The sequence below is a fragment of the Stenotrophomonas sp. Ker107b genome (assembly GCF_053847245.1).
Genome location: NZ_JBSPHX010000004.1, coordinates 146419 through 158843, shown reverse-complemented (window position 1 = coordinate 158843; position 12425 = coordinate 146419). Strand labels below are relative to the sequence as shown.

14 protein-coding genes and 1 tRNA gene are annotated in these 12425 nt (G+C 67.0%); 5 read left to right on the top strand and 10 right to left on the bottom strand.

The genetic code is table 11. The features are described 5' to 3' along the window. Window positions 1-72 precede the first annotated feature (72 nt). A complete protein-coding gene (gene queC / locus ACWV8V_RS17950) occupies window positions 73-738 on the top strand; it encodes a 7-cyano-7-deazaguanine synthase QueC (RefSeq protein ID WP_259259410.1) in 666 nt (221 codons plus the stop codon). 72 nt (window positions 739-810) lie between these two features. Further along, a tRNA-Lys gene (locus tag ACWV8V_RS17945) sits at window positions 811-886 on the top strand. A gap of 417 nt (window positions 887-1303) precedes the next feature. On the opposite strand, the gene ACWV8V_RS17940 is transcribed toward ACWV8V_RS17945, so the two are convergent. Both ACWV8V_RS17940 and ACWV8V_RS17935 read right to left on the bottom strand, forming a co-directional pair. Further along, window positions 1304-1678, bottom strand: coding sequence for a DUF6713 family protein (locus ACWV8V_RS17940; RefSeq protein WP_259259411.1), 375 nt, complete (start codon window positions 1676-1678; stop codon window positions 1304-1306). A gap of 100 nt (window positions 1679-1778) precedes the next feature. Continuing rightward, the gene (locus ACWV8V_RS17935) at window positions 1779-3227 is read right to left on the bottom strand and encodes a S41 family peptidase (RefSeq protein WP_455900376.1); all 1449 of its coding nucleotides are present in this window, start codon (window positions 3225-3227) and stop codon (window positions 1779-1781) included. Window positions 3228-3453: 226 nt separating this feature from the next. Here ACWV8V_RS17935 and ACWV8V_RS17930 point away from each other — a divergent pair, with 226 nt between their 5' ends. After that, entirely contained in the window at window positions 3454-3924 is a 471-nt protein-coding gene (locus tag ACWV8V_RS17930; RefSeq protein ID WP_455900375.1) for a PA2169 family four-helix-bundle protein, read from the top strand. Between the two features lie 221 nt (window positions 3925-4145). Here the strand turns inward: ACWV8V_RS17930 and ACWV8V_RS17925 are convergent, their stop codons facing one another. Together ACWV8V_RS17925 and ACWV8V_RS17920 are read right to left on the bottom strand one after the other, a co-directional pair. Continuing rightward, window positions 4146-4307, bottom strand: a complete 162-nt coding sequence (locus ACWV8V_RS17925) for a hypothetical protein (protein WP_313210433.1) — start codon at window positions 4305-4307, stop codon at window positions 4146-4148. 203 nt (window positions 4308-4510) lie between these two features. Beyond that, on the bottom strand, window positions 4511-5368 hold the full coding sequence (locus tag ACWV8V_RS17920; RefSeq protein ID WP_455900374.1) for a hypothetical protein: 858 nt from the start codon (window positions 5366-5368) through the stop codon (window positions 4511-4513). Window positions 5369-5598: 230 nt separating this feature from the next. Between ACWV8V_RS17920 and ACWV8V_RS17915 the strand changes: the two genes are divergently transcribed. After that, complete coding sequence (locus ACWV8V_RS17915) at window positions 5599-6279, top strand: lysozyme inhibitor LprI family protein (protein ID WP_455900373.1); 681 nt, start codon at window positions 5599-5601, stop codon at window positions 6277-6279. Window positions 6280-6300: 21 nt separating this feature from the next. Here ACWV8V_RS17915 and ACWV8V_RS17910 read toward each other — a convergent pair whose 3' ends face one another. The 3 genes from ACWV8V_RS17910 to ACWV8V_RS17900 form a co-directional block, all read right to left on the bottom strand. Continuing rightward, window positions 6301-6966, bottom strand: a complete 666-nt coding sequence (locus ACWV8V_RS17910) for a DUF3011 domain-containing protein (RefSeq protein ID WP_455900372.1) — start codon at window positions 6964-6966, stop codon at window positions 6301-6303. A 158-nt stretch (window positions 6967-7124) separates the two neighbouring features. Then, on the bottom strand, window positions 7125-7523 hold the full coding sequence (locus tag ACWV8V_RS17905) for a response regulator (RefSeq protein WP_259259417.1): 399 nt from the start codon (window positions 7521-7523) through the stop codon (window positions 7125-7127). Between the two features lie 122 nt (window positions 7524-7645). Next, window positions 7646-8410: a CPBP family intramembrane glutamic endopeptidase gene (locus ACWV8V_RS17900; protein ID WP_259259418.1), complete on the bottom strand. Its 765-nt coding sequence runs from the start codon at window positions 8408-8410 to the stop codon at window positions 7646-7648. Between the two features lie 153 nt (window positions 8411-8563). Here ACWV8V_RS17900 and ACWV8V_RS17895 point away from each other — a divergent pair, with 153 nt between their 5' ends. Continuing rightward, window positions 8564-8866: a TFIIB-type zinc ribbon-containing protein gene (locus tag ACWV8V_RS17895; RefSeq protein ID WP_259259419.1), complete on the top strand. Its 303-nt coding sequence runs from the start codon at window positions 8564-8566 to the stop codon at window positions 8864-8866. An 18-nt stretch (window positions 8867-8884) separates the two neighbouring features. Here ACWV8V_RS17895 and ACWV8V_RS17890 read toward each other — a convergent pair whose 3' ends face one another. The 3 genes from ACWV8V_RS17890 to ACWV8V_RS17880 all read right to left on the bottom strand — a co-directional run bounded on the left by ACWV8V_RS17890 (window position 8885) and on the right by ACWV8V_RS17880 (window position 12379). Then, a complete protein-coding gene (locus ACWV8V_RS17890; protein WP_455900371.1) occupies window positions 8885-9397 on the bottom strand; it encodes an N-acetyltransferase family protein in 513 nt (170 codons plus the stop codon). Between the two features lie 100 nt (window positions 9398-9497). Continuing rightward, window positions 9498-10589 (bottom strand): copper resistance protein B, encoded by a 1092-nt coding sequence (locus ACWV8V_RS17885; RefSeq protein ID WP_455900370.1) that lies wholly within the window; start codon window positions 10587-10589, stop codon window positions 9498-9500. Next, on the bottom strand, window positions 10586-12379 hold the full coding sequence (locus ACWV8V_RS17880; RefSeq protein WP_455900369.1) for a copper resistance system multicopper oxidase: 1794 nt from the start codon (window positions 12377-12379) through the stop codon (window positions 10586-10588). The genes ACWV8V_RS17885 and ACWV8V_RS17880 overlap by 4 nt, the downstream gene beginning before the upstream one ends. Window positions 12380-12425 lie beyond the last annotated feature (46 nt).

Genomic DNA, 12425 nt, shown 5'->3' with positions numbered 1-12425 from the left:
GCCTCACCATCCGTAAAGACGTCCGGCGCGGGACAGCGTGCTGGTTCCCCGCAAACCACCGGAAACACCCCCATGAAAAAAGCAGTCGTCCTCCTGTCCGGCGGCATGGACTCCGCCGCTGTTGTCGCCATCGCCCGCGAGCAGGGCTTCGCCGTCCACGCACTGAGCGTGCGCTACGGCCAGCGCCACACCTCCGAACTCGATGCCGCTGCCGCCGTCGCCAGCACGCTGGGTGCGGTCGCCCACAAGACCGTCAATGTCGACCTGCGCAGCATCGGCGGCTCGGCCCTGACCGATGACATCGACGTCCCGGAAGCGGGCGGCGAGGGCATCCCGGTCACCTACGTGCCGGCACGCAATACGATCATGCTGTCCGTCGCGCTGGGCTGGGCCGAAGTGCTGGGCGCCAACGACATCTTCTGCGGCGTCAACGCGGTGGACTATTCCGGTTACCCGGATTGCCGCCCCGAGTTCATCCAGGCCTTCCAGGCGCTGGCCAACCTGGCCACCAAGGCAGGCGTGGAAGGGGCGGGGATCCAGGTCCATGCACCGCTGCAATTCCTGAGCAAAGCCGACATCGTGCGTGAAGGCGTCCGCCTGGGCGTGGACTTCGGCCTGACCGTGTCCTGCTACAACGCCGATGACCAGGGCCGCGCCTGCGGCCACTGCGATGCCTGCCGCCTGCGTGCGCAGGGCTTCACCGATGCCGGCGTGCCGGACCCGACCCATTACGTGTGATGCCGGACGGGTACGCATGAGCTTCAAGATGCGTTAGAATGCGCACCCCCGGCGTCATGTCGGGGATGCAATGGGCCGTTAGCTCAGTTGGTAGAGCAGAAGACTTTTAATCTTTTGGTCGATGGTTCGAATCCATCACGGCCCACCAATTGCATCATGATCGAGGCGACCGCGAGGTCGCCTTTTTCATGCCTCCAGCGGGGCGCACGCGCCATGAGAGCTCAAGTCCGCGCTACCGAGCTTCATCACAGCGAATTGCGCCTTTCACTGAGGCGCAGCAGGGCAAGAACCGATGCCTGTCCATCGCCCGGACGCGCACGCTGTACCTCCCGACCTTGAGCACGACATGCCGCTTCCCGGAGAACGCGTGCATGCCGGCGGTCGATCCGGAGCAGTGGAATGGCAATGGTGATCGATGTCCTGCAGACCGCCGTCGTCTTTGCGACGGTACTGTCCCTTTTTGCTCTCCTACTGCGCGCCTGGCATTGGCACACCGGCAGACCGGGCGGCAGGGTCGCTCCCGATACCTTCGCCCGACACCCGCGCAGTGTTTCCAGGGTACCGGTCAGGCGCGTGGGCGTCCCTGCGCATCGGTGCGCAGCGAGCGCAACAGGCACACCGCCGAGACCAGGCAGGCTGCGATCACCGCCATCGACAACGGCAGGTGGAAAGCGCGGTGGCCGAACACGGCGAAGCAGAGGTGAATGAGGAACGTCGCGATGCCCAGCGCCGCGCAGACCATCGCAAAGCCGCGCGCCTTGCTGGTCTGCAGCAGCACGTCGCGGTAGCCGAGCAGCACCACGCCGATGGCCAGCAGGTTGAAGACCAGGAAGCCCTGCACGCCACCGGGCAGCAGGAACATCTCCCACTCACGCCAGAATGCGGCGTCGATCTGATGAAGGATCAAGGCAAGCAGGGTGGCGAAGTAGCTTCTTTCCATGGGACAGACGATGCCGAAGGCTGCGGATCCTGCAGCGTGCACAGTGTAGCGGCGCTCACCGCGTGCCTGCGTGCCGGATTGGCTCCGCCGCGGCCCGCATTCAATGCAGCGCGATGTCGCCGATGAGCGTATCGACCAGCCGCTGCGCGCGGGCCCGTGCGCCTTCGCCACGACGCGGCGCGACCGGCAGGTCCGGCCGGATGCCGGCCACCTCGTCACTGCCATCGGCACGCAGGCGCACGCAGTTCGGAACGCGCAGGCGCAGATGCGAATGGGGCAGTTCAGGCATCGCCTGCGCACTCATGAAGCCGCAGCCGTATCCTCCGCTGTGCGTCCCGACGATGCGCGCGATGTGGTTGTCCTGCATCCGCGCCGCGAACATCTCGGCGGAGGACGCCGTCTTTGCATTGGTGAGGACATATACCGGCCCCTTCCAGGCGCCCCAGTGCTCGCGCAGATCCTGTGACCAGTCCAGGCGGTGCGCGATGAGGAAATCATCGAGGGTGTCCACGGCAGGGCTCGGCAACGGGCCCCCGGAGGTACCTGCGGGCACCAGGCGCCGGCATGTGGGGCCGTTCCAGTCGTGCTGTACCCGCCAGGCCCATGACAGATTGCAGGCCGGCAGCGCCGTGGCCTGCCGCGACGCCTGGAACGCCTGCCGCTCCGTAGTGAGCAGCCTGCGGGCTGTGGCGTTGGGGCGGTGATTGCGCAGTGCGTCGTCGAGCCGCTCGTATTGTTCGTCCAGATAGGGCTTGCCGGCCGGGGACTGGCTGACCTGGAGCACGGCGGAAGCAACCGGCTGCGGGGTGAACAGCCGGGTCAGCGTATCGCCACTGTCGTCGCCCCCCGGGTTGTCGCCGACATCCACCAGCACGGCGTCCACTCCGTCCTGTTGGAAACGCCGCAGGCTGGCGGCGATCACCGCGACCCAGCCCCGGGCCAGGGTGCCGCGCATGTCGTCGGTGGAGTCCGCATGCCGCAGTTGCGGCCACAGCGCGTGGCAGAGGCCCGGATAGCGCAAGGCATCGAACTCATGCAGGCGCAGCAGACCCACCGTGTGGCCATCCGGCAGCGAGAGAATGCCGGCGCGCAGCACAGGATCGGCGTCGTCGTTGAGGGGCTGGTAGCCGGCCAGCGTTTCCAGCGGCAGGCTGAAATCGTGCCGGCCTTCATCGGCCACGCCGAGCGCGGCACACCCTGCGCTCGCGCCCAGCGTGCGGGGGTCCACGGCAGTGGGCGAGGCCGTGTCGGGCGCCTGTTCAAGCGGGTCGAGCAGGCTGAGGTGACCATCCTGGAACCCGGCCAGGAAAGTGTGCAGGGCTTGGCGCGCCTGCGTATCCGTACGTGCTTCAGCCAGCGCACGCCGCGCCGCGGCATCCAGTGCGGGAAGGTCCACGCCGCTTTGCGGCGAGGCGGCCCATGCCAGGTGCGCGTAGTCCTGCTCCAAGGCGCGCTTGAGCGCCACATGGTCGGCCTGCCAGGCGCTGCGATCGAATGCCGGCGCGGCAACGGATGCCCCCGGCGCGGCGACACCCAGCATCGCGAGCATGAATACAGTGCCACTTAACCCTGCCATACAGCCTCCTTGCGACCCGGCGCAGTGCCGCACGGGGCAAGGGTGACGGGATCGTGTGTGCGATCGACTCCGGTCGATCGTAGCCAATGCGCGTGTTTCCCGGAAGTCCCGGTGCCGCATCACGCTACCGTCCCCACGACGCGCGCACGATCAGGCGATCCCCGGCCACAGTGGGCCCACGATCCCACGGAGCGCTGTGATGAGTACCGTCCAATCCGGCCACGCGATACGCGAACTCAACCAGATCATCGGCATCGCGCGTGACGGCCACGACATCTACGCCAGAGCCGTCGCCGACGATGGGACGCAGGATTCGCAGTTGAACGCGCTGATGATGCGGATGGCCGCAGCGAAAATGCAGGTCATCGATGGGGTCACGCGGCTGGTGCGCGACGCCGGTGGCCAGCCCTCCCGCCACCGTACCCTGGCCGGCAGCCTCCGTGGCGGCTTTGGCAGGTTGGGTACCGTACTCGGGGATGCGGACATCCAGTACGCCAGCGAGAGCCAGGCAGCTGAAGCGCGTCTGGTGAGGGCACTCGAAGTGGCCGCGCGCGATGGCGCACTGACGGCACATGCGCGACGAACGCTCAACGGCATGCTGCTGGAGACGCGGCTCGGTTGGGACGACATGCGCCAGGAGGTAGATGACCTGCGGGGCCGGGATGCATAGTCACCCACACCGTTACCCACACCTTCAAGGAAGCAGGCGCATGCGCAGCGTCGCGAATCAACAGCGTCGCGAATGAGCTTCGTAGTGAAGTTCGTAGTGAAGGATGCAGGAGATTGAAGGACGCGAGACGTTGAAGGGTGCGGGATGGCGCCGAGTGCGCCTGGTCGCCGTCTGCATGTGAGGGCTGCGCGGATGCGCAGCCCCACCATGCGGCAGAGCGATTACTTCTGCTGCGGCTTGTTGCCTGCGTCAGGGGCGTTCTTGGTGTCCTGTTCCTGCTTCTGCTGCTTGGCCTGCGCGTCCTTGCGATCCTGTTCGGACTGCGGGCCTTTCTGTGCAGCAGCATTCTTGACGTTGTTTTCGTTGTTCTGCATGTTGGACATGGTGTGACTCCAAGGCGACGTGATGTCGCAACCCCAGCGTGGACCTGCCGCTGTTACGCGAGGGTCGCACTGGGATGAGCATCGGGTCAGGGTAGTCTCATGACCAAGTGCTACACCGCGTGGGTGTGACCACCCACGACGCTGCGGGTCCACAACGTCCCTTCATCCGAGGCGCCGAGTTGGTGGACGCGGCCGTCGATGTATCAGGATTGGCAGAGTGTCCCGCAATGGTCGCTGCTGAACGCGGCAATGGCCTGCTGCAGGAGCGGAGCCTCGCTTGGGTCCACCTGTTCCAGCGCTTCCTTCAACGCCTCGCGCACCGGCTGCCGTTGCGCGGGCTGCAGCATCTGCGCGTAAGGCGCCGCCGTCTCCGCCAGCGCACCGACCAGGGTCCGCTTCAGCGTGCTGCCCGCCGGCTGGGCACGCATCACCTCCAGCATCTCCAGATACTGGCGTTGCGCATTGCGGCGAAGGGTGTCGGTGCCGCCCGGTCCCAGACCGGCGAGCTCTGCGGGCGTTGCAACGGTCAGCCACGTATCCACCAGGGGCTGCATCCGTGCACCGCACTGCAGCAGGTACGGCAGCAGCAGGCCCAGCTGTGCCTGGAAGCGCTCGGCGTTGTGCTTGCCTTGGCGGGCCTGCTCGCCGGAATGGAGGAGCACCGCGGCTGGCATCGTACCCATGCCGAACTGCATCAACCGGGTGGACAGCGTTACGCCGTACTGGCACGCGTTGGTCAGCAGCCCCAGGTCCGCCGTCGCGTAGTCCGGCGCCAGGACGTCGGTCGTGTTGGTCACCGCCGCCAGCAGTTGCATGGCGCGTGGGCTGTCGAGCTGCTCCGGTGCCTTGTCGGCGTCGGCTTGCTGCAGCAGTTGCAGGTAATCGCGCGTGGCTTCGTACTGCGCCATGAACTGCGGCGGTATGTCATCGGCACGTGCGGGTGAGGCGACCAGCAACACCACGAGGAGGGCCGCGCCCAGCGGTGTCTGGACAGGCGCACGCGCCGGCCATGCCAGTCGTCGCGTGAGAGAAGAAAACGGGCTGCCACTCATCCGGGGCATGGTCCTTGGATCGATTCGGGCATGGAGCGTAGGTGAGCCGGGGCTGGGCGGCAACCCGGTGCGCAGCATGCCTCGCCGGGGCATCCTGCGGGTGCCCGGCAATCGGTTGTCCTCGAATGACGGTGAGCAGCGATGCAGGCGTGGCCCACGAGCGGTCTGCCTGTGCACACCGCAGAACCGCTTACGGGGGCACAATAGCCAGTCATTCGTTGATCGTTGTTGGAGGTGCCATGAACCGTTTCGTCCTGCTGGGTGTGGGGGCGCTTGCGCTCGCGGCCTGTTCCAAGCCGGCGCCGTCCGATACCGCGACTCCGGCAGAGCCTGCCGCGCCGGCCACGTCGCCCCCCGCTGCCAGCGCGCCCGTCGCCCCCGCCAGCCCGACCCTGCAGCCGCCGTCGTTCGATTGCACCAAGGCGCAGTCCCAGGCGGAGACGCTGGTGTGCGGCGACGCGCGCCTGGCCGCACTGGATCGCCAGCTGGCCGCGCTCTACAAGCGGGTGCAGACCAGCCCGGACGAGCTGGACATCGCGGCCGAACAGCGGGGCTGGATCAAGGGGCGTGATGCCTGTTCGCGCGCGGTCGATCCGCACCGTTGTCTCGTGGAGTCCTACCAGACGCGTCTGGTCGAGCTGACCCTCAACGCTGGCGGCATCCAGGTGCCGGCGAAGGTCGAGTACCGCTGCGATGACAACAGCAAGCCGGTGACGGCGGTGTTCTACAACGACATCGACCCGACCGCGGCCGTGGTCAGTTGGGGCAACGATCAGGCGATCGTGTTCCCGGTGCCGGTGACCCGTGAGGAAAACAACGGTGGCCGCTGGGGGCGCGAAGGTGTCGACCTGCGGATCCACAACGACCAGACCACGCTGGAGTTCTACGGCACCACGCTGCAGTGCCAGATCGCCAAGTGATGGCGGCCATCGCCGCGTAGCTCAAGGCACGCGGCGGTAACGCACCTCGTTCTGGCGGTCGCCCACCTCGGTGGTGACGAAGCCCTCGCGGCTCTGGCTGATGTCGAACACGCTGCTGCCGACGTTGAGCTGGCCGCCATTGACCCAGCCATTCAACGACTGCCCACGCGTGTGTGCGCTCATGCGGCCGTCGCTGTCGATGCGCATGCGGATGTCGGCGTTGAAGGTCGGGTTGTAGCCCTCGAACTCGCCGATCATCCAGTTGGGCACATAGGACGTGTGGCGTGCGCCCTGGTAGTTCTCGTCGTCGTAGCGCGCGTCATCCTTGTTGGCGTTGTGGGCCAACGCGCCGAGAATCGCCGCACCGATCAACACGCCGGCGGCGACCTTGGCGTCGTGGTTGTCATCGTCATGGCGGTCATCGCGATCGCTGTCGCCATGTACACGGAACGAGGCGCGGCAGCCATCGTCGACCCAGACCTCACGACGATCGTAGTCCCAGTTGCGGCCCTGACGGCAGTCCGCACCGGACAGTTTGCGGTCCAGGGTGACGTAGCCGGCGCGAGGCAGGGTGCAGGACTGATAGCGGTTGTCGCGGCTCTCGCAGGTGACGACGTCATCCGCGCGCGCGTCGTCCAACGGCAGCATCAACAGCAAGGGTGTGGCCAGCAGCATACGGAAGAGCATGTCGTCGATTCCGGCAAGGAAAAGGAGCGTGTCGCATCGTATGGAAAGCGGGAGACCCCCGTTCCCGGCACCGACGATGGGCACGCGGACATGAAATCCGGATGAAGGTCACTCAGCGGCGCGCTCGGCCGGCCGCCGGCCGACGCAGGTGACTCGCCTCAGGCGCAGGCCGCCAGCGGCTGCTGGAAGCAGGCACGGATCGCGTCGAGCAGCTCGCTCATGCTGTAGGGCTTGGGCAGGAAATGCATGCCCGGACCGAGCTGCGGCACCACCACGGAGGGCTCCAGGCCCGAGGTGACCAGCACTGGCAGCCCGGGCTGTTGCTGCTTGACCCGATGCGCCGCCTCGATGCCACTCACCGCGCCCAGGCAGACATCGGTGAAGACCAGATCGAAGCGCTCGCCGGCCTGCAGCAGGCCCAGTGCGGCTTCGGCGGAGCTGACCGCCACGACTTCGCAGGCCTGGCTTTCCAGGGCCATGCGGCTGAGCTCGCGGGTGTCTTCGGTGTCTTCGATCAACAGCACGCGCGGTTCGGGATGGTGCTTGGACAACAACATGGAGCGTGGTTCCGGCTTTCCCCCGGAGAGGGGCGCGCAATTATCGCGGGGCGCTGGTGAGGAGATCGTTGACGTCGCCGAAATGCCCGGTGAACCGGCCGTGCTGCCCGCGTTGGCGCGGGTCATGCGAGGGCGAGTGAACGTTTTCGATGGCGCCGCCAGGCCCACACCAGCCCGACCGCCAGGCCCGCCGCCGACAGGCGCAGCACCGTCGCCGGCCAGCCGACGGCGGTCGCCTCGGTGATCACGAAGACGTTCCAGGCCAGGTTGAGCGAGACGTGCAGCGCCAGCCCGCTCCACAGGGTGTAACCGTCCAGCGTATTGAGCCAGGCGAACACCAGCCCGCCGATGCCGGTGATGGCGAACACCTGCAGTGCCATGCCGCCGCCGCCGCCGAACGACCACCAGTGGATCGCACCGAAGACCACCGCCTGCACGAGCGCAGCAGCCAGCCACGGCCAGCGCTGCTGGCGGTGGGCGAAGATGAAACCGAAACCGCGGAAGATGATTTCCTCGGCCAACGGAAACAGCACGCCGAGCATCAGCAAGGCCAGCAGGTCCTGGGTGGGATTCAGCCCGCCCAGCCACCACAGGCCGAGCCAGCAGGGCACGGTCGCCAGCAGGGCCAGCGCCGGGCCCTGCCAGCCATTCCAGCGCAACCCGAGCAGCGCGTGCAGGCGTTGACCGGGGCGCAGCAGCAGTGCAGCCACGGCCAGCACCAGCAGCACGCCCAGGCCGTTGTCGAGGATGGCACCGCCATAGGGAATCGGCAGCTTCGGAATCGGGCTGCCCAGCCACGCGGCGAGGTCGCGCAGATTGATCGACACGGCCAGGGTCAGCACCACCACGAAGGTGGCCAGCCAGGTGGGCAGGCGAAGGGACGGCATGGGACGCTCCATATCCAGGGACGGCGTGGATTGTTCGCCATTGCCACACCAGCAGCATGGGGCATAGGTCGGGGGGCCATCGGTCATGGCCGCGTTGCACCACGGTCAGCTATGACCGGCTAGAGTGCGGCTTTGCCCCTTGGATTACCGCCCATGCAATGCCCCGTATGCAAAACCCAAGCGCTGCAGATGTCCGAGCGTCAGGGCATCGAGATCGACTACTGCCCGCAGTGCCGTGGCGTGTGGCTTGACCGTGGTGAACTGGACAAGATCATCGAGCGCTCGGCCGGTGCCGCAGCGCCTGCGCCCGCCCCGGCACGCGCCGCCGCTCCGCCGCCGCCGGCCGCCGTGCAGCACAGGGATACCCGCCATCTGGGCCAGCAGCAGTACAGTGATCAGCACGGCTATCGCAAGAAGAAGAAAGAGAGCTTCCTGTCGGACCTGTTCGACTTCTGATGCAGGCCTGCGCTGCGCTCAGGCGCGGCGCAGGATGAATTCCCGGTCGACGCTGTCGCCGACCGGGAAATCGTATTCGCCCACCTTGCTGCAGCCATAGCGCGCGTAGAAGCGTTGCGCACCCAGGTTCTCACACCACACGCCGACCCACAGCGTTCGCCGCTGCGGTTGGTCGAGCCATGCCAGGAACGCGTCCATCAGGTGCGCACCGTGACCACCGCCCTGGTGGCTGGCGAGCACGTACAGCCGCTTGAGTTCGATATCGCCTTCGGCAGCGTCCGCATGCGGCAGGCTGTTCGGGCCTGCGGCGAGATAGCCCACCACACGGTCGCCGTCGTCCAGCAGCCACGCCGCGTTGCATGGATCGGCGAGCTCGCGGCGTTGTGGTTCGACCGCGTAATGGTTGTCCAGAAAATCGCGCAGGTCCTGCGGCGGGTAAGAGTCGCCGAAGGTCTCGGTGTAGGTGGCGATGGCGATCGCCGAGAGGGCGTCGGCATCGGCAACGGTGGCACGGCGGAGGATCAACGTCATGGCGCAAGGCAGGCAGGTGGGGCCGGCAGCTTACGCCATCGCCTGGGATCGGCCGTGGTTCCGGGTACGTCGGTACCCGGAACCTGCCATGGCTGCTGGATCAGAACCAGACCCGTACACCCGCCACCCAGCGGGTATCGCGTGCGTGTTCGGCGGCCGCTTCGTGATAATCGGCGGTAGCGCCGAACAACCGCTCGTGGCTGATGCCGATGTACGGTGCGAAGCGGCGGCTGAATTCATAACGCAGGCGCAGCCCGGCTTCGACCTTGTTGAGGCCCGCGCCGTTGCGATACGCGGGCTCGTCCTTGGCCGAGAAGGTGGCTTCCAGCAGCGGCTGCAGGATCAACCGGTTGGTCAGCAGCAGCTCGTATTCCACCTCGACCGTGGCCGCCAACTGACCGCCTTCGCCTAGATAGGCCGTGGCCGAGGTCTCGAACTTGTACGGCGCCAGGCCTTGGATGCCGACGGCCGCCCAGGTGCGCGAATCGGCCGGCCGGAAATCCTGCTTCACGCCGACCAGGACATCCCACCACGGCGACACGCTGCGGCCGTACATCACTTCCAGATCGGCCGAGCCGGTGCGGCCGTCGCTGCGCTCGCCTTCGCTGCGCAGCCACAGCCGGTGGATGTTGCCACCGACCCAGCCGCTGGCTTCCCACGCCTGGCCGCTGCCGTGCTGGCCGTCCCAGTGTTCGAGACGGTTGACCAGCAGCAGGCTGTGGATCTCCGGCGCATGCTCCATCGCGCCGTGGTCGATCGGCGGAAACGCGGCGAGGCGGTCGGCGGCGGTCACGGCCGGAATCGGTTCGAGCGGCTCGGTGGGCACAGGCGGCTTCGGTGGGGCATGGCCCATCGCGGCGTGATCCATCGTTGAATGGTCCATCTGGCTGTGATCGGTGCTGCCATGGCCCATCTTCGAGTGGTCCATCTGGCTGTGATCGGTGCTGCCATGGTCCATCTTCGAGTGGTCCATCTGGCTGTGATCAGCGCTGCCGTGCTCCATCGTTGAGTGGTCCATCTTGGTGTGATCCATGCTGCCATGATCGATCGGGCGGTCATCCGCCGGTGGAGCATCAGTCGTGGTCGGCGCGGTGGCATGGCCGGCATGCGACTGTGCCCAGGCCGGTGCGGCCAACGCCAGCAGCAGGGCGGCGCTCAGTGCGGACAGCGCGGTGAGAGGTGAGCGGCTCATTCTTCGATCCTCACTTCGCGCATCATGCCTGCTTCCATGTGGTACAGCAGGTGGCAGTGGTACGCCCAGCGGCCGAGGGCGTCGGCACGGACGCGGTAGGTGCGGCGGGTGCCGGGTGGCATGTCGATGGTGTGCTTGCGCAGGTGGAACTCGCCGTCGGCGTTTTCCAAGTCGCTCCACACGCCATGCAGATGGATCGGGTGCTGCATCATCGTGTCGTTGACCAGCACGATGCGCATGCGCTCGCCGTAGGTCAGGCGCAACGGTTCGGCGCTGGCGAACGGGATCCCGTCGAAGGACCAGCTGAATTTTTCCATGTGGCCGGTCAGGTGCAGCTCGACCTCGCGGCCGGGATCGCGCCCATCGGGATCGTCGAACAGGCTGCGCATCGCGCCGTAGGTGAGGACGTTGCGGCCGTTGTCGCGCAGGCCGATACCAGGATCATCCAGCTTGGGCTCGGTGGCCATGCTCTGCATGTCCACCAGCGGGTTGCCTTGCTCGCTGGCCGGGTGACGCGGCGCTTTGGGATCGGCACCGTGCGCACCGTGGCCCATGCTGGCACCGCAGCCGCCTTCCATCCCCTTCATGTCGTGGCCTGCCATCCCGTTCGAGGCATGGCCCATGTCGTGGCCCATGTCACTCATGGTCAACAGCGGGCGAGGGTCGCGCGCGGGGATCGGCGCCTGCAGGCCGTGGCGCACCGCCAGCGTGCCGGCGGCATAGCCGGTGCGGCCCATGTCCTGGCAGAAGATCGTGTACGCGTCCTGGCCGCTGGGTTCGACGATCACATCGAAGGTCTCGGCCGGGGCGATGCGGAATTCATCGATGCTGACCGGGTGGATGTACTGGCCATCGGCGGCGACCACGGTCATCTTCAGGCCGGGGATGCGCACGTCGAAATAGGTCATCGAGCCGCCGTTGATGAAGCGCAGCAGCACCTTCTCGCCGCTGCGGAACAGCCCGGTCCAGTTGCCGGCCGGGGCGGTGCCGTTGAGCAGGTAGGTATAGGTGTGGGCGTTGATGTCGGAGATGTCGGTTGGCGTCATCCGCATCCGGCCCCACATGCCGCGGTCGGCGGTGGCCGCGGCCCAGCCGTCCTTGCGGACATCGCGCAGGAAGTCGGGCAGGGTGCGCTTGTAGTAGTTGTCGTACTCGGCGAGCTTCTTCATGCGCCGGAACAGCGCGCCGGGGTCCAGGTCGGTCCAGTCCGAGAGCAGGATCACGTGTTCGCGGTCGACGTGATACGGCGCCGGTTCCAGCGGGTCGATGATCAGCGCGCCGTACAGACCCGCCTGTTCCTGGAACAGGGAATGGCTGTGGTACCAGTACGTTCCCGACTGTTTGAGGGTGAAGCGGTACTGGTAGGCCTCGCCCGGGGCGATGCCGTTGAAGCTCAGGCCGGGCACGCCGTCCATGTTGGCCGGCAGCAGCAGGCCGTGCCAGTGGATGGAGGTGGGGTGGCCCTGCAGCGTATTGGCCACGCGGATGTTGACCGTCTGGCCTTCGCGCCAGCGCAGGATCGGCGCCGGAAGGCTCCCATTGACGGTGATGGCCGGGCGGGTGCGGCCGGTGAAATTGGCCAGCGATTCGCCGATGCTCAGCTGCACGTCATGGCTGCTCAGGACCTGCGGGGCACCGGCAAGACCGGGGCCGGCGGCGGCGAACGCACGCGGGCTCAGGCCGGTGGCGGCCAGGCTGGCGACCACGCCGCCGGCAGCCACGCCCTGCACGAACAGGCGGCGTGACGGCATGGGCGGGGTGCCCGTGCCGGGTATTCTGGGGAAAGTCATTGCAACTCCGAATCCGATTCGAATGGCACACGTGGTGCCGTCATCG

Excerpts from the sequence above, each read along its gene's own strand:
- ACWV8V_RS17920 (WP_455900374.1), bottom strand. The coding sequence starts at position 5,368 with ATGCCCCGGATGAGTGGCAGCCCGTTTTCTTCTCTCACGCGACGACTG.
- ACWV8V_RS17895 (WP_259259419.1), top strand. The coding sequence starts at position 8,564 with ATGCAATGCCCCGTATGCAAAACCCAAGCGCTGCAGATGTCCGAGCGT.
- ACWV8V_RS17910 (WP_455900372.1), bottom strand. The coding sequence starts at position 6,966 with ATGCTCTTCCGTATGCTGCTGGCCACACCCTTGCTGTTGATGCTGCCG.
- ACWV8V_RS17925 (WP_313210433.1), bottom strand. The coding sequence starts at position 4,307 with ATGTCCAACATGCAGAACAACGAAAACAACGTCAAGAATGCTGCTGCA.
- ACWV8V_RS17885 (WP_455900370.1), bottom strand. The coding sequence starts at position 10,589 with ATGAGCCGCTCACCTCTCACCGCGCTGTCCGCACTGAGCGCCGCCCTG.
- ACWV8V_RS17915 (WP_455900373.1), top strand. The coding sequence starts at position 5,599 with ATGAACCGTTTCGTCCTGCTGGGTGTGGGGGCGCTTGCGCTCGCGGCC.
- ACWV8V_RS17940 (WP_259259411.1), bottom strand. The coding sequence starts at position 1,678 with ATGGAAAGAAGCTACTTCGCCACCCTGCTTGCCTTGATCCTTCATCAG.
- ACWV8V_RS17935 (WP_455900376.1), bottom strand. The coding sequence starts at position 3,227 with ATGCTCGCGATGCTGGGTGTCGCCGCGCCGGGGGCATCCGTTGCCGCG.
- queC (WP_259259410.1), top strand. The coding sequence starts at position 73 with ATGAAAAAAGCAGTCGTCCTCCTGTCCGGCGGCATGGACTCCGCCGCT.
- ACWV8V_RS17900 (WP_259259418.1), bottom strand. The coding sequence starts at position 8,410 with ATGCCGTCCCTTCGCCTGCCCACCTGGCTGGCCACCTTCGTGGTGGTG.
- ACWV8V_RS17930 (WP_455900375.1), top strand. The coding sequence starts at position 3,454 with ATGAGTACCGTCCAATCCGGCCACGCGATACGCGAACTCAACCAGATC.
- ACWV8V_RS17890 (WP_455900371.1), bottom strand. The coding sequence starts at position 9,397 with ATGACGTTGATCCTCCGCCGTGCCACCGTTGCCGATGCCGACGCCCTC.
- ACWV8V_RS17880 (WP_455900369.1), bottom strand. The coding sequence starts at position 12,379 with ATGACTTTCCCCAGAATACCCGGCACGGGCACCCCGCCCATGCCGTCA.
- ACWV8V_RS17905 (WP_259259417.1), bottom strand. The coding sequence starts at position 7,523 with ATGTTGTTGTCCAAGCACCATCCCGAACCGCGCGTGCTGTTGATCGAA.